Annotated in this window: 15 protein-coding genes and 3 pseudogenes; 5 read left to right on the forward strand and 13 right to left on the reverse strand. The window is 53.7% G+C overall.

Going from position 1 to position 21,302, the window contains the following annotated elements:
- Positions 1–172: 172 nt before the first annotated feature.
- The 7 genes from lysS to GVK32_RS27515 form a co-directional block, all read right to left on the reverse strand.
- Positions 173–1,690, reverse strand: coding sequence for a lysine--tRNA ligase (gene lysS, locus GVK32_RS27485; RefSeq protein ID WP_159873885.1), 1,518 nt, complete (start codon positions 1,688–1,690; stop codon positions 173–175).
- Positions 1,691–1,948: 258 nt separating this feature from the next.
- Positions 1,949–3,421, reverse strand: coding sequence for a dipeptide permease DtpD (gene dtpD / locus GVK32_RS27490; RefSeq protein ID WP_159873887.1), 1,473 nt, complete (start codon positions 3,419–3,421; stop codon positions 1,949–1,951).
- A gap of 59 nt (positions 3,422–3,480) precedes the next feature.
- Positions 3,481–5,628, reverse strand: a complete 2,148-nt coding sequence (cadA, locus tag GVK32_RS27495) for a lysine decarboxylase CadA (RefSeq protein WP_041144422.1) — start codon at positions 5,626–5,628, stop codon at positions 3,481–3,483.
- Positions 5,629–5,710: 82 nt separating this feature from the next.
- Entirely contained in the window at positions 5,711–7,048 is a 1,338-nt protein-coding gene (gene cadB, locus GVK32_RS27500) for a cadaverine/lysine antiporter (RefSeq protein ID WP_159873889.1), read from the reverse strand.
- A gap of 365 nt (positions 7,049–7,413) precedes the next feature.
- Entirely contained in the window at positions 7,414–8,925 is a 1,512-nt protein-coding gene (cadC, locus tag GVK32_RS27505; RefSeq protein ID WP_159873891.1) for a lysine decarboxylation/transport transcriptional activator CadC, read from the reverse strand.
- A gap of 447 nt (positions 8,926–9,372) precedes the next feature.
- Positions 9,373–9,999 (reverse strand): CatB-related O-acetyltransferase, encoded by a 627-nt coding sequence (locus tag GVK32_RS27510; protein ID WP_159873893.1) that lies wholly within the window; start codon positions 9,997–9,999, stop codon positions 9,373–9,375.
- A 73-nt stretch (positions 10,000–10,072) separates the two neighbouring features.
- Complete coding sequence (locus GVK32_RS27515) at positions 10,073–10,993, reverse strand: Kdo(2)-lipid IV(A) acyltransferase (RefSeq protein WP_159873895.1); 921 nt, start codon at positions 10,991–10,993, stop codon at positions 10,073–10,075.
- Positions 10,994–11,834: 841 nt separating this feature from the next.
- Between GVK32_RS27515 and GVK32_RS27520 the strand changes: the two genes are divergently transcribed.
- From GVK32_RS27520 to GVK32_RS27530, 3 genes and pseudogenes are all read left to right on the forward strand, one after another.
- Entirely contained in the window at positions 11,835–12,701 is an 867-nt protein-coding gene (locus GVK32_RS27520; protein WP_159873897.1) for a GNAT family N-acetyltransferase, read from the forward strand.
- Between the two features lie 642 nt (positions 12,702–13,343).
- Complete coding sequence (locus GVK32_RS27525; protein WP_159873899.1) at positions 13,344–13,994, forward strand: hypothetical protein; 651 nt, start codon at positions 13,344–13,346, stop codon at positions 13,992–13,994.
- Positions 13,995–14,041: 47 nt separating this feature from the next.
- A pseudogene (locus GVK32_RS27530) lies at positions 14,042–14,698 on the forward strand (phosphoadenosine phosphosulfate reductase family protein); the annotation flags it as partial.
- A 23-nt stretch (positions 14,699–14,721) separates the two neighbouring features.
- On the opposite strand, the pseudogene GVK32_RS27535 reads toward GVK32_RS27530, so the two are convergent.
- The 6 genes and pseudogenes from GVK32_RS27535 to GVK32_RS27560 form a co-directional block, all read right to left on the reverse strand.
- Positions 14,722–15,072 (reverse strand): annotated as a pseudogene (locus tag GVK32_RS27535) (IS6 family transposase); the annotation flags it as partial.
- An 81-nt stretch (positions 15,073–15,153) separates the two neighbouring features.
- Positions 15,154–16,326, reverse strand: coding sequence for a beta-aspartyl-peptidase (gene iadA / locus GVK32_RS27540; protein ID WP_227697916.1), 1,173 nt, complete (start codon positions 16,324–16,326; stop codon positions 15,154–15,156).
- 2 nt (positions 16,327–16,328) lie between these two features.
- The gene (locus GVK32_RS27545; RefSeq protein ID WP_159873903.1) at positions 16,329–17,030 is read right to left on the reverse strand and encodes a creatininase family protein; all 702 of its coding nucleotides are present in this window, start codon (positions 17,028–17,030) and stop codon (positions 16,329–16,331) included.
- Between the two features lie 4 nt (positions 17,031–17,034).
- Entirely contained in the window at positions 17,035–18,003 is a 969-nt protein-coding gene (locus GVK32_RS27550; protein WP_159873905.1) for a GntR family transcriptional regulator, read from the reverse strand.
- Between the two features lie 17 nt (positions 18,004–18,020).
- Positions 18,021–19,556: a sodium:solute symporter family protein gene (locus GVK32_RS27555; protein ID WP_159873907.1), complete on the reverse strand. Its 1,536-nt coding sequence runs from the start codon at positions 19,554–19,556 to the stop codon at positions 18,021–18,023.
- Complete coding sequence (locus GVK32_RS27560; protein ID WP_159873909.1) at positions 19,553–19,801, reverse strand: hypothetical protein; 249 nt, start codon at positions 19,799–19,801, stop codon at positions 19,553–19,555. The genes GVK32_RS27555 and GVK32_RS27560 overlap by 4 nt, the downstream gene beginning before the upstream one ends.
- A gap of 122 nt (positions 19,802–19,923) precedes the next feature.
- Here GVK32_RS27560 and GVK32_RS27565 point away from each other — a divergent pair, with 122 nt between their 5' ends.
- Positions 19,924–21,087, forward strand: coding sequence for a DegT/DnrJ/EryC1/StrS aminotransferase family protein (locus GVK32_RS27565; protein ID WP_159873911.1), 1,164 nt, complete (start codon positions 19,924–19,926; stop codon positions 21,085–21,087).
- Positions 21,088–21,162: 75 nt separating this feature from the next.
- A pseudogene (locus tag GVK32_RS27570) lies at positions 21,163–21,302 on the forward strand (IS6 family transposase); the annotation flags it as partial.

The following is a 21,302-nucleotide window of genomic DNA, read 5'->3' on the forward strand; positions in this document are numbered from 1 at the left end:
CATGGTTAAATCCTTATCAGTTATGGGGATAACAGATTCGGATTTTCCCATGAGTAGCATTACTGGCAGAGCCAACTTTTTGCTGACCACCTCCATAGGAGGTGGTGTTCATTCAGGTATAAAAAAGCCCCGGGACGCTGACGCGCCTCGGGGCTTTGCTTTTTACGGTCGCTTATTTCTGCGGACGCATCGCCGGGAACAGGATCACGTCGCGGATGGTGTGGCTGTTGGTAAACAGCATCACCATTCGGTCGATACCAATGCCCAGACCGGCGGTCGGCGGCAGGCCATACTCCAGCGCGGTCACGTAGTCTTCGTCGTAGAACATCGCTTCGTCGTCGCCAGCGGCCTTGGCGTTCACCTGGTCGAGGAAGCGCTGCGCCTGGTCTTCGGCGTCGTTGAGCTCGCTGAAGCCGTTGCCGATTTCACGTCCGCCGATAAAGAACTCAAAGCGGTCGGTGATCTCCGGATTGGCGTCGTTACGCCGCGCCAGAGGCGACACTTCTGCCGGATACTCGGTGATGAAGGTCGGCTGGATCAGGTGCGCTTCCGCCACTTCGTCAAAGATTTCGGTGACGATGCGGCCCAGGCCCCAGCTCTTCTCAACGTTGATGCCGATAGATTCGGCAATCGCTTTCGCCGCGTCGAAGCTATCGAGATCCGCCATCTCGGTTTGCGGACGATATTTCTTGATTGCCTCGCGCATGGTCAGCTTTTCAAACGGCTTGCCGAAGTCGAAAACCTGGTCCCCGTAAGGCACTTCGGTTTTACCCAGCACGGTCTGCGCCAGGGTGCGGAACAGCGACTCGGTGAGTTCGATCAGATCTTTGTAATCCGCGTACGCCATATAGAGTTCCATCATGGTGAACTCGGGGTTATGGCGCACGGAGATGCCTTCGTTACGGAAGTTACGGTTGATCTCAAAGACGCGCTCGAAGCCACCAACGACCAGGCGTTTAAGGTACAATTCCGGCGCAATGCGCAGGTACATGTCCATGTCCAGCGCGTTGTGGTGGGTGATAAACGGACGGGCTGACGCGCCGCCGGGGATCACCTGCATCATCGGGGTTTCGACTTCCATAAAGCCGCGAGCCACCATGAACTGACGCATCGTCGCGAGGATCTGCGAGCGCACTTTAAAGGTGTGGCGCGAGGCGTCATTGGAAATCAGATCCAGATAGCGCTGGCGATAGCGCGCTTCCTGATCCTGCAGGCCGTGGAACTTATCCGGCAGCGGGCGCAGGGCTTTGGTCAGCAGACGCAGCTCGGTGCAGTGGATCGACAGCTCGCCGGTTTGGGTTTTGAATAGCCTGCCGCGGGCGGCGATGATGTCGCCGAGGTCCCACTTTTTAAACTGCTCGTTGTAGACGCCTTCCGGCAGATCGTCACGCGCCACGTACAGCTGGATGCGGCCGCCAACGTCCTGCAAGGTCACGAAGGAGGCTTTACCCATGATACGACGGGTCATCATGCGGCCAGCCACGGAGACTTCAACGTTCAAGGAGGTGAGTGCTTCGTTGTCCTTGCCGTCAAATTCAGCGTGCAGCTGGTCAGAGGTATGGTCACGGCGAAAATCGTTCGGGAACGGGATACCCTGCTCGCGCAGCGCAGCCAGCTTTTCACGACGGCTTTTCAGTTCATTATTAAGGTCAATTGCCTCATCGGCACTTTGTGCTTGTTGTTCAGACATGTTGGTTCCTCATAACCCTGCTTTCAAACTTGCTTCGATAATTGAACCAGGTCACCATCCAGCGCGGCCCGTCTCGGGCGCTATCGCCGGAGAACAATCTTAACGAACCTGGCTTCACTTCCGGCTGATCTCACTCAGCCATCGCTTAACTAACGATTTTTTATCTTAGGCTTACGCGCCAGACAGAATATCCTCCTACTGATTATTGAACGGTGCAAGGAGCGTATACCGCTCCCGCATTTGCGATAGCCTCATGGCTTACGCGCCGCCGCCGGGAATTTCGCCGGCGGCGCGACGTTTGCCGAGGCTGCAGGTTGCGGCAAACGCCAGCAGCACGATCGCCGCCACGCAGCCGAGCGTCCATGCGCCCATCTGGGAGAAAAAGTGCTGATAGGCGGCAATGGCCGTTTCGCTGATTTGCGATTCGGTGGTCTGCTGCGCCACCATCCCCGCCAGCCAGTTGGCGACCGCGCCGGTGGCAAGCATGTAAATACCGGTCAGCACCCCGGTCACGCCGGGCATGTTGAGGCGGGTAATCTGCGCCATCGCCACCGGGTCGATAAACAGCTCGGCAAATCCCATCAGCGCCAGCCCGCCGACCATCAGCCCCATTGAGGCCTGGCCGTCGACGGCTGCGTGGTGGGCGTTAAGCGCCAGCAGCATAAATCCACAACCCATCAGCACCAGGCCAAAGGCGAATTTCAGCCATACCCGCAGCGCGGAGCGGGTGGCGCCTTCCGGGCGCATCAGCCACGCCAGCGCCACCCCCGCCGCCATCACCGCCACCGCGTTGATCGACTGGAACAGCGCCGTCGGCACTTCAATATTCAGCAGGCGACGGTTAACGAAGTGGTCGATAAACAGGCTAATTGAGCTGCCGCCCTGCTGTGCCAGAACCCAGAACAGCGTCCCGGTCAGCATCAGCAGAACGATTTGCCACAGCGCCCGGCGGTGCTGCGGGGAGGCGATCATGATCCGCGCGACCATCTGGGCAGCAAACACGCAGACGATAGCCAGCAGATAGCCGGACCAGTTATTTTGCAGTAGCAGCGTAAAGAACACCGGCGCCACGCACAGCATCACCACCAACCAACCCCAGGTGGGTAGCACAAACTTCACCGCCCGCAGCGCCTGCTTGTCGACGCCGCGGGTGTGGCGGAAGTAGCGGCTGCCGCTTAAGAAAATCAGCAGACCGATAAACATACCGATCCCCGCCAGCGCAAAGCCGATGTGCCAGCCGTACCACTGGGCGGTCAGCCCGCAGGCAATCGGCGCGGCGATGGAGCCGATGTTCCCCGCCGCGTAGAGCAGCGAAAAACCGCCATCGCGACGATGGTCGTCAACGGCATAGAGCTCGCCGAGCAGGCAGCTGATGTTGGATTTGAACAGACCGTAGCCGCAGATGATGATCGCCAGCGCGAGGTACAGGCTCCAGGTTGCATCGGATTCGACGCCGAGCACCACGTGGCCGAGCGTCATCAGCAGCGCGCCGGCAATGACCGCCGTGCGGTTGCCGAGCAGGCGGTCGGCAAGCCAGCCGCCGAGAATAGGGGTAACGTAAACCAGAGAGGCGTAGGCGCTAAACAGGCTGATGGCGTGGCTGTCATCAAAGCCAAGCTGATGGGTGAGATAGAGGATAAGTAGGGCACGCATGCCGTAAAAGCTGAAGTATTCCCAGATTTGGATCGCTACGATGTAATAGATCGCGCGCGGCTGTGAGGGTGTTTTCATGAGGTCTCCTTGCAGCGTGAAAAAGGGAAGTGGCAGGCCACTTCCCTTTGGTGCTTCAGTTACTTGGTGTTTTCGTCTTTCAGCACCTTAACGGTGTAGCGACCATCCGCCTGACGATATGCGCCGTGGATATCGGTTTCGAAGCCCGGATAGTGGGCACCGATTTCGCACAGCATCTGCAGGAACTCCAGCACCGGACGGCTCTCTTCGGTGATCATCTCACCCGGCATGACCAGCGGAACTCCCGGAGGATACGGCAGGATCATGTTGGCATTGACGCGACCAACCATCTCTTCGAGATAGACCTCTTCGGTCTGACCGTGCAGCTCTTTCTGGAACGCGGCGTACGGCGTTACCATCATTTTTGGCAGCACTTCGAACGCGCGGAACATCAGGTCCGGCAGGTTGTGATGCTCGACCAGTTTGTGAATGTTCTGCGCCAGCTCCTGAACGCGCATGTTTTCATAGAATTCAGGATCTTCGCGGTACAGAGACGGCAGCATGTTTTTCACACGCAGGTTGAGGTCGAACGCGCGTTTGAAGTCGGTTAGCGCGCGCAGCAGGCTCAGGGCCTTGGTTTTGTCGATACCAATGCTGAACAGGAACAGCAGGTTGTACGGACCGGTTTTCTCGACCACGATGCCGTGTTCGTCGAGGTATTTCGCCACGATGCTGGCCGGAATACCGAACTCATCCATGGTGCCGTCTTTTTTCATCCCCGGAGTCAGCAGAGTGACCTTAATCGGGTCGAGGTACATGTGCTCGTTATCGATGTTTTTGAAACCGTGCCATGCGCTGTCGGAGCGCAGCGGCCAGCATTCGGCGCCGTCGATATGCTCCGGCTGCCATACGTCGAAGAACCAGCCTTCGGACTCGCCTTTCAGACGCTTGATCTCTTTACGAAACTTGATTGAACGCTCAATAGAGCCGTCGATCAGACGCTTACCGGCGTTGCCTTTCATCATCGCCGCGGCGGTTTCGGTGGAGGCCACGATCCCGTAGTGCGGAGAGGTGGTGGTGTGCATCATGTAGGCTTCGTTAAAGGTTTCTTCGTTGATGTCACCTTTCACGTGGATCATTGAAGCCTGGGAGAACGCCGCCAGCAGCTTGTGGGTGGACTGGGTTTCGTAAATGATTTTCCCTTCCACGCGGCCGCCGCTCATCCCGCATTTACCGGCATAGATTGGCGAGAAGTTGGTGTAAGGCACCCACGCTGAGTCAAAGTGGATGGATTTAACATCCAGGGTTTTCTTGATGAAGTCGGTGTTATACAGCAGGCCATCGTAGGTGGAGTTGGTGATAACCGCATGCACCGGCCAGGTCGCGTTCGGGGTCTCTTTAACGCGCTTCGCGATGGTCGCGTGCTGGAATTCGCTCTGCGGGATACCGCCGAGGATACCGTAGGCGTTACGGGTCGGGCGGAAGTAGATTGGCGTAATGTCGCTCATCATCATCAGATGGGTGAGCGATTTGTGGCAGTTACGGTCAATCAGCACGGTGCTGCCGGCCGGGGCCGAGTACATACCGACGATTTTGTTGGCGGTAGAGGTGCCGTTGGTCACCATGTAGCTGCGTTCAGCGTTAAAGACGCGGGCGATATACTCTTCCGCTTCTTTGTGCGGGCCGCTGTGATCCAGCAGGGAGCCCAGCTCAGAAACCGAAATCGAGATATCCGATTTCATGGTGTTCGGGCCAAAGAAATCGTAGAAGATGCTGCCTACCGGGCTTTTCTGGAATGCGGTACCGCCCATGTGGCCTGGGGTACAGAAGGTGTATTTGCCTTCACGCACGTATTTGAACAGCGCCTTGGTCAGCGGCGGCAGAATCGTATCGATATATTCATCGGTGTTCTGTTTGATTTTGTCGGCGATGTCGTCAGCCGCGCCCAGTGCATATTCAAAGAAGCGAACCTGCATCCGCAGATCGTTGAGGCTGACGTCCAGCGTGGAGTAGGTGTTGGCGAAAGCGTACAGCGGCATATATTCGTTCAGCTTGCTGATCTCTTCGCACAGCTCAAGATTGTATTTATCCCAGTCAAAGATAACGCCGCACAGGCGGGAGTTATTTTCGATAAGTTTCAGTAAATCTTCGCGGTCGTTCGGATAGACAATACGGAAGTCCAGGCGTTCAAGGGCACGATGCAGCTCACGGATAGGCTCTTCTTTAAAGTAGACGCCCATGTGATTCATGATTGCGATAACGTTCATAGTCAAATCTCCAGATATAGAAAGCCCCTCCCGCCACGTGGTGACAGGTGCAGGAAGGAGCTCCAGGAAAAGGGGTTACTGATTAATGTGCGCCGGCGGTAGAGTTGTCAGCGGAGTCATTTGCGTGCTGGCGCTGGTGCATTTTGCGGCCGTAGAACATCAGGATTATCAGGCTAACGATAAAGGTCCCGGCCAGTTCGAAGGAGCTTGCCCCCATCAGGGCGATGAAGCAGAAGCCGCAGCCCAGCACCGAGCAAATCAGGCTGACCAGGTTACGAATGTTGATGCCTTCGAAGCGGATCAGGTCAACGCAGGAGTAGAAGTAAGGCAGCATGGTCAGCAGTACGGCGATACCGGTCAGCTCACCGAACAGGTCAGAGGCTTTACCGCCGCTGGAGTTCATCAGGGTAATCAGCACCATCAGCACGGTCATTTTCACCGCCGCCAGCAGCAGACCTTTTTTCGGGTTACCGTTGCTATCAAGCTCGCCGTAGATTTTCGGGAAGTTACCGTCGTTGGCGGCACGTACGCCGGCCTGGCCAACCAGCATCATCCAGGAACCGAGGGAGGTCAGGCAGGCAAAGGCGGTGAAGGCGGAAACCATCGGAGCCGCCCAGCCGCCGAGGATAGTTGAAGCACTGATGGCGAACGGTGCGCCCGATGCGGCCATCTGCGCAGCAGGGTACATCCCGGCAATAACCTGAGTCGCGGCGATATAGACGATACCTGCCAACGCGGTACCCAGCATGGTAGCGAGCGGCACGGTACGTTTCGGGTTTTTCACCATCCCGGTACTGACGGCGGCGGATTCTACGCCGACGAAAGCCCACAGGCACAGCAGGATACTTTTCACGACCGCGTGGCTGTCGGTGGTGGTGGAGGTGTTCCAGTTGGCCTGATAGGTGGCAGCGTCAAACCAGTGCCAGCCGACAACCGCCGTCATCACCACCGGAATTAATACCAGCACCAGACCAATGGTGGTCAGGCGGCTTACCCAGGTCCCCCCGAGCATATTAACGAAGGTAAATATCCAGACGATTGCAATACAGGCGATACCGGCTGGAACCGGGTTATTTAATATCGGGAAGAATGTCGACAGGTAGGATACGGCGGTAATCCCGATAGCCAGATTACCAATCCAGTTGGCATGATAATAAAGGACCCCGGTCTGGAAACCGAACGCCGGAGATATTTCACCAGCGTACGCAATTGGGCCGCCCTGCTGCGGATTCTTGGTCGCTAGTCGGGCATAAACATAAGCCAGAGACATTGCACCAATAATAGAAATCACCCACCCCCAGATTGCAATTGAACCAATACTGGCGAGGTTCGCAGGTAATAATGCAATACCGCTCCCCATCATATTACCGGCAACCACGCCGGTACAGGCAAATAGCCCGATCTTCTTGGCAGAACTCATGTTTGCTTTTCTCCTAAGTTTATTTTGGAGGTACAGATCATGATAGTGAACCTTTTATTGACCCGACCAACTGCCAACCAGATTACTGATTCAAAAAAGATAAGTCCTAAAGATAAAGTGAAATAACGGCAAACATCAGACAAATGATATTTTGACCTTTTTTGATTAACATATCAGGATGACATGTTGATATCATAAAAAGATAAACATCATTAAATTACAGCTAGTTACGAGAATATTTTTATGTTGGAAATGTGTTGCAAGCGGCAGTTAAATCACTCCATAAATATAACAATCGCCGGCCTCATGAGAAACATAAGTTTAACCTCACCATGCCCAAAACCATTCGCGTGGTGAGGGTTTACTTATTCTGAAGAGAGGAAGTTATCGAGATACGGCACCACCCGGGTAACCGAGGTCTGGAATACCGCGTTTTCAATCCAGTAAAAGGTGTTTTCGCCAGGGCGCAAATTAAAAGCGGTCAGGTAAGCATCGGCCGCTTCCCGGTTCTCGCCCTTCATCTCGTAGACTTTACCCAGCAGCACGTAATTCATCCACGACATTTCAAGGTCAATGCCGGTATTAATCGCATGGTACGCTTCGTCTACTTTCCCCTGTCCCAACATATCCACGGCTTTAATTTGATAAAACACCGCCAGATCTTTAATACCCGGCATATCGCCAACCCGGTTTATTTCCGCATACAGCGCCGCGAGCTGCTGTTCATCCAGCGGCTGTTGCGAATGACGTAATACGTCCACCAGCGCCTTTTCCGCATACGCATAGGTAAAGTCTGGGGCCTGTTTAATAACGTCATCAAGCAGCGCGCTGGCTTTTCCCAATGATTCGACATCACCATTCATTAATAGCTGATGCGACTGGTAGAAGTGGGTCAGCGCGACGCTTTGCGACGGCTGGTACTGCTTAAGCATGGTCTGCATGCGTTCCGGCCACGGCTGCTTGAGCGCTTCCGACAGGCTATTGAGCAGATCGGTTTGAATCGACAGCTGGTTGTCGCTGGTAATGAAGTAGCGCTTGTCCATCATGGTGGAACCGTCAGCGTTATCCACCATCTGCACCGACATAAAGCACTGCTGGGCGCGATAGTGGCGCTGGTTGACGAACTCGATGGTCAGCGTTTTACCCGAGCTGCTCGGCTCGTTGATGTTGTAGTTGGTTTTGTCATGCACCATAAAGGTGGAGAAGGTATTCAGCGAGGTGGTGACCAGGCTGCCAAGCCCCACCGCGTAAGAGTGCTGAGACGCCCAGTTGGTGCAGGAGTTACCGTTAAGCAGGTGGATATCGATGTCGCGCGGGTTTAACAGCAGGCGGGCTTTATTGACCGGCGGGCGCGATTCGATGCTCGACAGCGCCACCAGCGCCACGCAGGTTCCCAGCGCCAGCAGGAACAGCCCCCAGACGATAAAGGTGCTGATCCGCTTGCGTCTCTCCGGCCTGGCCGGGAGCTGAACGCCGGGCGCGACGGGCGCGGATGGCGCAGCGGCTTCCGGCATCGCCTGCGGCGCGAGCGGCGTCAGCTCTTCCCCCTCCTCCGTACACCAGATGACCGGCACCGTCAGCTTATAACCGCGTTTCGGTACCGTTGCGATATATTCGAGACTGCTATCGTCGCCGTCCTTCAACGACTTGCGCAGTTCAGAAATGCTCTGGGTGACGACGTGGCTGGTCACAACGTTGCGCGTCCAGACATTATCAATCAGCTCGTCCCTGCTGAGCACTTCGCCAGGATGGCGGGAAAAGAAAACCAGAAGATCGATTAAGCGCGGTTCAAGAGTGAGCTGGCGTCCCTTCCGGCTAATTTGGTTAACAGAGGGGGTAACCAGCCATTCTCCAACGCGAACAACAGGTTGTTGCATAAAAAGGGCCCAAACGAAAAGGGAAAGGCGCGATGATACCACATTTACCCTGGCTATTTATGATAGGGGTCATGACCTTGAACACGTTATATCGCTCTGCGTTTATTAAGTTTAGCCATTTTTTGTTTTTATACAAAATCAGTAATAGTCTATTAACACTTTTGCCATTTCATTAAAAATAGCCGGGGACTGCTCTGCATCCATCATTTATTCAGAGTTCATTCCCTCAGGCGCGATGCTTTACGCGCCGATAGCGAACGGGCTCCACGGAGACGCATCATGCTATTTAATTCCTGCTCTTTACCGGTGCTGACGCTGAAAAATCGTATCGTTATGCCCCCGAGCGTTCTTCGGCGGGGATCAGGCAGGCTATCCTGACGACCCCACCGTCGCGGCGAAGTAAAGCGGCACTCGATCGCAGCCCTTTTGCTGCGGGACTTTCACGCGTTAGCGACAGCGCCGCACCGCCTGCTCCAGCGCCGTAATATCCTCCCCGGACAGCTGCAGCTGCAGCGCCAGCAGGTCGTCCTCCGGCAAAGCGTAGAGGTTCAGCGCAAGCAGGCGCTGAATATCCGACTCGGCAAAGCGGTATTTGATAAATTTGGCCGGGTTACCGCCCACCACCGCATACGGCGGCACGTCTTTAGTCACCACCGCGCCTGCGGCAACCACCGCCCCTTCGCCTATCGTCACTCCGGGCATAATCATCGCCCGCATGCCAAGCCAGCAGCCATCGTGGAGCACCGTATCGCCGCGGTGCTGGTACGATGCGGCAATGGACTCCATAAACGGATAGAGGCTGATCCAGTCGATCCGATGGGTGCTGTTGCCGCCCATCAGGATCGCCGTTTCCGCGCCGATGCAGACGAAATTGCCGATGATGAGCTTATCCAACTGCCCTAAGGGCTGCCACTGCTGGCTAACCGCATCCCCGTGCAGATAGCGCACCACGGAGCGCTCAAAGCCGTTGTCCCAGCAGTCGCTGTAGTAGCTGTGGGTGCCTTTAATAATGATATTCGGATTGGTCACCGTCTGGTGCAGACGTTCGGTTCTCGACCAGTGTTTGTCGGTCATGGGGGCATTCCTTCCGCGTTAATATGTCCTGTTGGTCAGGGCATATCATAAGCCGGAAACGCTCAACCGGCGTTCAATAGCGCGAAGCGACGCCGTCGGGGCAGGTTTTAAAGCGGCGATGGAGCCACATATATTGCTCCGGTGCCATCAGGATGCACTTCTCGACGATCTTGTTCATCCACGTCGCCGTGGTTTGCGGACTCTCCAGCGGCGGCCTCGACTCAGGGATCATAGAGATGAGCTCGTATCCTCCGCCGTTTGGCTTACGCCGCGGGACGAAGGGAACGATCGTCGCCTTCGACATTTTGGCCAGCACCCAGGTACCGGTTGTCGTTGCCGCCTGCTCCACGCCAAAAAATGGCGCAAACACGCTGCTGCCTGGCCCGTAGTCATGATCGGGCGCGTACCACAGAATTTCGCCCTCCTTCAGCACCCGCACCATTCCCTTCAGGTTTTTGCGATCGAGCATCGTCTTATTGGAACGTAGCCGCCCGCAGGTCTGCAGCCAGTCAAGCACCGGGTTGTCATTGGGGCGGTACACGCCGATCCCCGGCGTATGCATGCCGAACATCCGCGCCCCGAGCTCAAGGGTCAGAAAATGGACGCCGATAAGCAGCACTCCCTGCTTTTGCGCCTGTAAATCGATGACCGCCTCAAGCCCGCTGGTCTCGGTCCAGCGGGCAATCCGTCGCTCCGGCCAGAACCACGCCATGCCGGTTTCCATTACCCCCATACCCAGCGATTCAAAATTCTGCACCACCATCTCGTGGCGCTGTGCGGCGCTCATTTCCGGGAAGCAGAGTTCGACGTTACGCCGGGCAATGCGCGCACGACGCGTCATAAAGCGCATCGCCAGGCGGCCAATCAAGGTCCCGAGACGGTAAATAAGCGGATACGGCAGCTGCACAACCAGCCACAGCAGGCCGGCCCCCAGCCATATCAAGCCGTAACGAGGATGCAGCAGGGATGCGGAAAACTTCGGTAACTGGGTCATATTATTCCTGTTAATTCAGTCAAATATATAGACACTTCGATTTATAAGGTCAGAGATCGGGCATACCGTTTAGCTATAAACAGGTCGCGAATTCATCGTGCGGAAGTTTATTTCCGGAGAGGCCGCGCGCCATTTTCTGCCGGGGATTATAGGTCTTTCACTGCCATAAAATGACTTAATCCCGGCAACAAATTTATTATTAACCAAATAACCTCGGATTTTATAGCAATAGCGAAATGGGATTGCGAGGATATCTACATGAAATAGCATTAGAAATTAACAAAGCGCATTATCTATTTAATTTTACCAGCGATTTATTATCCAAAATTAAACAACCCGTTTGCAATTTCAGCGAACAGGAGGGGTACCAGGCAGGCTATTTTATTCTGCTGACGGGCTCTACCATGGTTAAAATGCTTACACTCAGCGCGGTACTGCTTCTGACCTCGCGCATGGGGAGCGCGCCGGGAACGGCGCCGGAGGCTTTGAGCCGCTCTTCTGAAGCAAGCAGGCTTCCTCGGTGCCATGACCTTGATAAGCTTATTATCTGCGACTGGGACCGCGACCGGTAATTGCGGTCAAAAACGCCGCATCAGGCCGGCTGGCCGCCGCCCTACCCGCCTTCCCCGCGCGCAGCAGCCTCCTCTGAGTCGGCAAAGCGCCCGCTTCCCTCGTATTTACTGTGACCGAGCCAACGTCCTGAGAAATGACCGTCGGCCGCGGGGTGTACAAATATCCTGAACCGTTCATACTTACCGGTATAGATGAGTCATTGATTTTTAATATTAAATTAGCATCAGCACTGTCGTGTAGCAGAATAAATAAAAAGGAAGACCGGCCAATGAAATACAAATTAGTCAAACAGGTTATGGATAATGATGCTCTGAGGAACAGCTTCATTGACCTGGCTATTAAGACCTTTGATCTCTCATTCAAGGACTGGTACAAAAAAGGCTACTGGACCGAGTCATACATTCCCTACGCTTTCGTTGATAATAATAAGGTGATTGCTAACGCCTCCGCCAACGTCATCGACCTCAAGTGGCAAGGGAAGCTCGTTCACTATATTCAGATAGGCACCGTGATGACCGATACCGACCATCGCGATAAAGGCCTTGCGACACAGTTGATTAATCATATTCTCGATGACTGGAAGGATAAGGCCGACGCGATTTTTCTGTTTGCTAACTCTACCACCGTCGATTTCTATCCGAGATTTGGCTTCGAGCAGTACGATGAGTATCAGTATACCCTGCCGGTAACCCCAGCCCAGGGCGACTTCCGCCGGCTTGATATGGATATAGAGAGCGATGTGGCAATCCTCAGGCACTATTATCAGAAATCCAATCCCTTCTCTCAGCTCTCGGCGCACAATAACTTCGGCCTGCTGATGTTCTACTGCTCGGCGTTTATGAAGCACTTCGTCTACTATTCGGAAAAAAATAGTGCCGTGGCCATCGCGATGCAAAACGATCGCGCGCTGATCTGCTTTGATATTTTCTGCGACGCCAGCAGTTCGATGTCGGCTATCGTCAATGAACTCGCCGACCAACGCACCCAGCTGGCGATTTTAGGTTTCACTCCCGTCGAAGGTCGCATCGGCGAGTATGAAAAAATAGAGGGCGACGACTTCTTATTTATCTCTACGGCCAAAGAGAACATTTTTAAAGGCAACAGGCTGATGTTCCCGACGCTATCCCATGCCTGAGCCGCGGCGGCCTGCTGCCTTTTCTCGGCGCAAAATCCCCTCATGAGAAGTCATGAGGGGCAAAACCAAGACAACGCAGAAAAAGAGTGGAGAAAAGGCCGAGTCAAAACCGGGACAAAGCGGGAGCAGTGAAGGGACAAAGCAGGGACAACGCAGGGATAAAACGGCGGATGAGCACCTCCCCTCTGCCGCCTATGATTTACCAGCATCATTCATCACCTCGCTTTATTTTAATTTATCGCGGCAGAGCATTTTAAATAAGCGCTCAATAAGGCATAAATAGGATTGACTTCATCTTCGGCCTGATAGAGGATCCCTTAATTATACCCCCCCTGGCGGCAACGGTGAAAGTAAACGGTCTATTCCTCTGCCCCTCGCGCCAAAACAGAGAGCGCCAGACCTTAAGATCGCGTGCGATCGTAACCCGCATTAAAAACAATTAAAAATGTCAATGATGTAAATCAGCACCTAAAGAAAAATAAGAAATAAAAAGATCTGAGCTTCAGTGATTAAAATAACAATTTTTCTCACTAAAGATTACTTAAGATAAATTAACTACCCAAAACAATATAATCCGCCTTATGATTTTTCCCCATGAGTTCAGACGATCTCTGAGAACAATTAAAATTGCGGGCATTTTCTATGCATGAACAAATAAGCGCACCCGGTCAACAGAGTAAGATACTTAAACCCGATACGGAACACTACGCTTACTTAGATCTTGAGCTATTATTGAAAAGCTATAGCGGCGGCAGCCTTACGGATATCCCACCGGCAACGGCGATCTCTGCATACTCATATATGGCAAACCAGTATCTAAGCGACGGCCTTGAGACGCTAAAAGACTCGATACGACCCAGCTGCGCCGGGGATCTCTTTGTTCTTGAAGAAAGCTACTTCCCTAATATCCACGCTCTCCTCACGGTTATTCAGGTGCTGATTATTCGCGGTAACGCATCGATATTAATTATCAGCGACCGAAAAATAAAAGACGGCATGGCCGATTTCTTTATCTCTAAGCAGGCCGGATTACGCGAGTGGCGCAGAAAGCTCAAGGGCAATAACGCCGCCAGCATTGGTAAGCTACTGAGATATTATGGCGAACTGCGCAGCGGCGGTCTCTTAACAAAAAGAGAGTATGACGTTATGCGCACCGCATATAGCGGTGGCGTCGAACGGATGCTCTCCATGAGCAATAAGCAGGTATCCCATTACTATCTTAGAATAAAAGACAAGCTCGGCGTAAATAATAAAATCGCTATGCTCAACTATATCGGTTGGCTATTCCCTTAGCCGGCGTGGGCCTGCCCCCTTAAACCTACTTTTAATAACCAGGAGGGCTGGTGAAAAAGATAAATCTCGACATAGATGTTCTTGATGCGGCGCTGCTTCGCCTCGACTGGGTGTTTGAATCATTTGAGCAGGTTTGTTTATCTTTCTCTGGAGGCAAGGACTCAACCGTCCTGTTTCACCTGGCGGCAACCGTTGCGCGTAAGAAGCGCAAAAAGTTCGTGGTCCTGTTTATCGACTGGGAGGCGCAGTATTTATTAACCATTGAGCATGTCACAAAAATGCGGGCCCTCTATCAGGACGTCATCAGCCACTTTTACTGGATTGCCCTGCCGCTGACCACGGTAAGCGGCGTATCGCAGCACCAGCCGGAGCGGACCTGCTGGGAGCTCGGCGTCGAATGGGTGCGCCAGCCGCCAGCGGAGGCAGTCACCCACGCCGCCGACCTCCCTTTCTATCAGTATCCGATGACCTTTGAATCCTTTGTACCGGCGTTCATTCAGTGGCTGGCCGCCACGCGCAGACTGGCCTCGCTGATCGGCATTCGCACCGACGAGTCGCTACACCGCTATATGGCGCTGACATCGCAGACAAAATCGCGTTTTGCTGATGACAAACCCTGGACGACAGCGCTGCCGGGAGGCAAAAGCTATACCTGCTACCCTCTGTACGACTGGCGTACTCAGGATATCTGGATCTTCAACGCCACCCCTATAACCCGCTGTAGTGGCGCGGCTGCAGCGTCCCGTTTAGCGGTCAGCAGAAAGTCGATAGTCTGGCCGTTGCTGTCTACTGCCCGGTACAGATATTTCCACTGACCTTTGACTTTGATGTAAGTTTCATCCATCCGCCACCTGCAGCCCACGGGGCGTTTACGACGGCGAAACGCCTTATCCAGCAAGGGGACGAGGAGGATAACCCAGCGATGAAGTGTAGAATGGTCAACGACAATACACCGCTCAGCCATCATCTCTTCGAGGTTACGCAAACTCAGTGAGTAAGCCAGATACCAGCGAACACACTGGGCGATAACATCGACGGGATAATGCAGCCGAATGAAGGCTTTTCGGATCAGAGACATGGTCAGGCAATATCACAAAAAACAGTATCTTACCTGACACCGCCTTAATGCGACAAAACCCACCGGAAGCCTGCGTTCATGTTATTCGAATGTCCCTTTCACCAGCACGGTTCTGTTGTCCAACATCAGACGCCCGTTTGCCCAAACCGATTCAATCTCCATGCTGTCGTTCATCAGCAAAATATCGGCATCATTACCCGTGTGCAATGCTCCCTTATGGTGAAGTTTAAGGCGCTGCGCCACATTTGAACTGACCAACGGCCATACAGCCTCCAGTGGCAAATCTGCGAGCAAATCCCGGACTTCACTCAACAGACTGCTAAACCCGGCCACCGTCAGCCCATCAAGATTTCCCTGTTCATCGAAGGCAGGAATACTGCCATTACCATCAGAACTGAGCGTCAGTTGTGCCAGGAGGATGTTTCGTTCCCTGGCTTCAAGGATGGCCTGTGACGGTTTGACGGCACCGCGCGCGCCCAGCTCCGGATTGATCCCGGAGGTGATATCCAGGTTAATATGCCGGGTACCGGCAAGCATGAGAGCATGTTCCCACAGCGGTTGCTGTCGGTTAACATGCGTGGGCAAAAAATGGCTGATCGGCACATCGCAGTGATTCAGTACCTCTTCCAGCGGTTCAAGCGCACTGCCGGCATTTCCCAGATGCATCACAACCAGCCCGGCCTTACGGGACAATAAAGCCGCGGAACGCGCCTGCGATGCAAGACGGATCAGTTCCTGACAGGTCGGAAATGACGAACGGTGATCGGAGATAGCGGTTTTCACACCAAGAACAGGCTCCAGAAACGCAATGTCATCCCGAACAGAGCCCGTGAGTGTCACGGTCGGCACTTCATAGGAGCCGGTCAACATCCAGGCACTAATCCCTTCGTTACGCAATCCCTGCACCTTCGCAAACAGTGATGCTACGTGGCGGGTCGCCCCATCCGTGCCCAGCAGCCCCATCACACTGGTAATGCCGGCTTTCAGCAACTGGCTGAGCATCACTTCCGGCGTTCGTGTATGGAAGCCATCTTCTCCACCCCCCCCCGTTAAATGAACATGTTGATCAACGATCCCCGGCAGCAACAACTGTTTTCTGGCATCGACAATGTGACACGGCGCATTGCGCGGAGCGGACAGGTCATGACCCGTCGCCAGGATTTTTCCGCCCCCCATCAATAAAGAGCCAGACTCAATACCACGGGGGGTCAGCAAACGCGCATTTTTAAGCAGAGCATAATTGATACTTTCCATTGCTATACCCATCCGTTTTCCAGTAAAGCAACGGTTTCACGTTTCGCAATATCCCAGATGTGCAGCATTTCTTCATCGCTTCGCTGGTACGCACCGCCATAGTTACCGTCACCGATGTATTTTTTGACTTCACTTGCCGGTAATTGAGCCAGACGGGCAATGTGTAATGCCGCTTTCTCTGCGTCAGGGAGACTGACACCGGCCAGTCGTGTCCAGGGAAAATTCTCCATCCAGGACGCATGGCTGGCATTGGTGGAATACTGCCTGACCTGTCCCATCGTCTCCGGTGCCGCCCACCAGTTGTGGAGTTGTACGCGCGCATCTGGGTGGCGGTTCAGCCAGTTATGGATTTGGGGCTGTACAGGGCTGTTCCCACCATGTCCGTTAATCAAAAAGAGTCGCCGGAAGCCGCTTTGATACAGACTGTCCAGTACATCACTGATCAGGGCATTATAGGTGGCAGGTTGTAAATTGATCGTCCCTGGAAATGCCGTGAAATACGGTGCCATACCAAATGGCAGGCCCGGAAAAACCGGCAGACTGAGTTGTTCACCCACTTCTTTTGCCAGCCGTGAGGCCAGAATATGGTCGGTACACACGCTGAGCCAGGCATGTTGTTCCGTACTGCCCAGCGGCAGAATCGCTCTGTCATCCTGCTGGCTTTGGTGTTCTATCTGAAACCAGTTCATATTCTGAATTAACATACTGTTATCCTTTCAGTTCAACGTTCGCCTGTGCACACTGATGCAACGCAGGAGAGAGAATGTCGCGCAGATAACGGGGTTCTGGCGTATGACGGTATTCAAACATCACCTTTCGTGGTGGAAATTGCTGGAGAAAACTGTGACAACCCGTGCTGTAAATCACCACATCCTGCGCCAGCAGGGCCTGTTCCAGCCCGTCATCATCAAGCGTAATGACCCGGAGACTCCCCAGATGTGGGGCATAGGACTTGACCCCTTCAAGCATCGCCGGAATGAAGTTTTCGAAGCGGGAAACCAGCAACACCGGGCTGTCAGTGGCCAGCGATGCCAGTTTCGTTCGGGTTTCTTCTGACGGGATCAGGTACGGGGCATACACCGGAACAGACGAAGGAAGACGCTGTTTCAGTCGCGGAATACAGTGAGGGATAGTGATACAGAGCCGGTAGTTTTGCAGCGTACTTTCCGGCAATGCATCAAATTCATGGAAGGTATAGCTATCCACCTTCAGGGTAAGATTCAGCGTTTCCTGAATGGTCGCCAGGTAACTTTGGTTGATACGATTTGAGTTACCGACAAACGCCACAGCGTACGGCAGGCTCATCATCCCGGCCGATTCTCTGTTCAGCTGCCCCACAAAAAATGACGGAGACAGTCCCAGATTTTCTGCATCCGCCAGCAACGCCTGAAAACGCTGACGCAGCTCTGCAACCTGGTGATCGAGGCGCAGCGCCTGACGCTCACGCATCACATAAGTACCTTTCCCCGGAATGGTTTCAATCAGACCCATCTCCTTCAGTACATTATAGGCATGACTGACCGTCAGTTGTGCCACCCCCAGTTCTTTGCCTAATGCCCGCACAGACGGGAGCGCAGCATCATGGTGAAAGGTTCCCGCCATGATGCCATACTCAATCGCACCCACGATTTGTGCCTGTAACGAGACAGGCAGTGTCTTGTCGATTGAAATCTTCATCCATTCCTCAGTCAGGGTTAATGTACTGGCTGGCCCGCTTCCAGGTTTGCGGATTTGCGGGTCGCCGTTTTCAGTGCGTCAAAATGGCGATGTAGTGTTGCTGCACTGGCGGGTGCGGTCACCAGGCTCACAGCAATCATCACCAGCATGGTAAAGACCCAGCAAACAATCAGTGGATCAAACCCAAACGCCATTTCAGGCCACCAGAGTTTCATCACTACGTAAGCGATTTCACCCAGAATGACCGAGCTTATCGCCCCGGTACGGGTCGCTCGCTTCCAGTACATTCCCAGAATGACTGGCGCAACCCAGATCCCCAGCCCACCAAACGCAAAGCGGATCAGCGCAAAAATACCCGCGGGTTTTGCGATCCCGATGATAACCGCTGCAATGCCGACCAGAATGGTAAACCAGCGCGACAGACTGAGGATCTGCTTCTGGGTGGCTGCCGGGTTAAACATATTTTGATAGATATCACGGGTGATCCCCCCGGTACACACCACCAGTAATGCAGAAATAGTGGACATCCCCGCCGAAACAATCCCGGTGATCAACAGTGCAGAGATCCAGGGAGAGACATTCTTTTCAAGGATCAGCGGCACAATGAAGTCAGCATCTTTACCACTCAGTCCGGGGATGAATGTCGAGGCATTCACACCGGACCACTCAATCAATGTGGCCGAAAACAGCATGCCCATCGTCCCCAGAATCACCGCTTTGAACATAGTACGGTAGCTGTTCATCGTGAAGAACTTCGTGAACAGCGTAGGCTGGCCGATAGTAAAGAAACTCCACATCACAATCATTGAAGCATAGGTCTGCCACGGGAAGTTGCCCTTTGTGCCCGGATGCGTCAGGTGCCCGGGAAGAGTCTGCGCCAGTTTGCCGGTAATTGCCTCCATCCCCCCGCCGGCATGAACGGAAACCAGAAAAGTCACGACCGCGGTTGCAATCATTAACGCCCCCTGCAACACGTCAGTCATCATGGCGCCAGTCATGCCGCCGGTCATGCAGTACAGGACGACGATCACCCCCATCGCCACCACACCGACCCATTCAGGTAACCCCGTAAAGGTATGAATGATGACCCCTGCACCTACTGTCTGCGCACCCATCATCGCCAGCAGGAAAATGATCGACATTACTGCATGAAGACCGCGGATCCCCTTCGACTCATAACGGTCAGAGAGGTAATCACTCATCGTCAGCATGTTATGACGACGCCCGAGCAGCATCAGTTTTCGCCCGACAAACAGCACCGGAATAATCATCGAAAACGCCAGTCCCGGCACCGATACGCTCATCCCTGCAAAGCCCGTGCTGTAGGTCATCGCCGGTACGCCCATAAAAGTACTCATACTGTACTGGCTGGCAAAATAGGCAAAGCCCCCGACGAGAGCCCCGGCCTTACCGCCCATCACCAGAAAATCACTCAGCGATTTGGTTGAACGGGCAGCCCGCCAGCCGATAAAACCCAGCAACAGCAAAAACAAGACCAGTGTGGTGTAAAACGGTACGGGTTCAGGTTGCAGCATCGTTGACAGATCAGTCATGACTGTTCCTCCAGTGCATTGTCCTGATATTCCGGACGTTTGAGACACTGGCGCGCATACAGCACAACCAACAGAAAGACTGTTATACCGTGAATCAGCCAGCCGTAGATAAATGTCGGCACGCCCAGCCAGCCCGGCACATATTCTGTGTTAAAGAAAAACGGCAATGGCAACATTATCAATAAATACATCGCCATAAAAATGGCGAACCATTTCTTTTCAAAACAGTTAGATAGTATATCCATCTTTTCCCCTGTCATGGTTGTGTTGGTCGTTGTTTGCAATTACAGACTGTTATATTTGTGTTATATAAGTTTATAACAGGTGAGTTAAAAACCATCAACGCTTTTATGTGGAGGTATGAGCCTTGTCAAATTTACCGTTTCAACGTCGCGTCCCCTTACTGAATATGAGCCTCACGGAAGAGGACACGCATTGTGCCGCCCGCTGGCTATCAGCTCCTGACTCACCGGTGGATCATATTTCCCGGCTTCATACGCATATTTCACTCATGTGGAACACACCATGGGTGGCGAGCTTTATGGGAGGGAGAGCGTCGCTATATGCAGTGATCCGCACACTGGGGCTGAAACCCGGCGATCAGATTGTCATCCCCGCGTTTACCTGCCAGTGTGTCGCCAATGCCATTACCTTTAATGGCGTGGAAATTGTTTTTGCTGATATTGAATCAGACACCTACGGTATGTCAGCGCAGGCATTACAGCGGGTCGTGACCCCACGAACCCGTGCCATTATGATCCAGTACACCTTTGGCCTCGTCTGCCGTGACATTGACTCCCTCCTTGCTTTCGCCCGGGCTCACAAACTCCGGATCATTGAAGACTGTGCACACGCCACTGGGGGAAAATGGCAGGGAAAGATGCTGGGAACGCTGGGGGATATTGCTTTTTTCAGCAGTGAACGTTCAAAAGTCGTGAATACGATCCATGGTGGCTGGGTAGTCACTGCCGATCCTGTGCTGGGGAAACGTCTGATGGAAATCTATGCGCAAAGCCCGGCCCCCGATGCGGATTTTATACGGCGATTGTTGATAACCCTGTGCCATGCCTTTGCTTCCCGGCAAGGAGTCGCCCATCCGGGTCCCGGTGATGTGCTGCCACAGATGCATCCCACAGAGCTTGCAGGATTGTTCACCCCACAATATGCCTGGAAGATGGCTGAGCCTGTGGCCGAATTACTGATAATGCAGCTTTGCCGACTGGACAGGATCCTGATAAAGCGCCGTCAGGGGGCAATGTTCTGGCAACGCTGGGCACAGAAGCACGGTTTTCGCCAGCCGCAGGTACGCCCTGATGCCGAAAATACCTGGCTGCGTTTTCCTATCTGGCTGGATGAACCGAAAGAAAAGGTTGCGGCGCACCTGGAGCAGGCGCTGAATATTGAGACCGGCGTCTGGTTTACCACCCCCATACACCCCCAGCCCTGTGAACTGGCGAACTGCCCGACGGGTATGCTCGCGACAAAACAAAGCCTGAATCTCCCCACCTGGCTCTGGGATAAGGCTGAATGAGAGGCGTGATACATGGTTTTGTCGCATTAAGGCGGCGTCAGGTAGGATACTGTTTTTTTGTAATGTTGCCTGAGCATGTCTCTGATCCGAAAAGCCTTCATTCGGCTGCATTATCCCGTCGATGTTATCGCCCAGTGTGTTCGCTGGTATCTGGTTGATGCTCTGAGCCTGCGCAACCTGGAAGAGATGATGGCTGAGCGCGGTATTCTCGTTGA

It is taken from the genome of Klebsiella sp. 18074 (assembly GCF_902705905.1).
GTDB lineage: Bacteria > Pseudomonadota > Gammaproteobacteria > Enterobacterales > Enterobacteriaceae > Klebsiella > Klebsiella terrigena.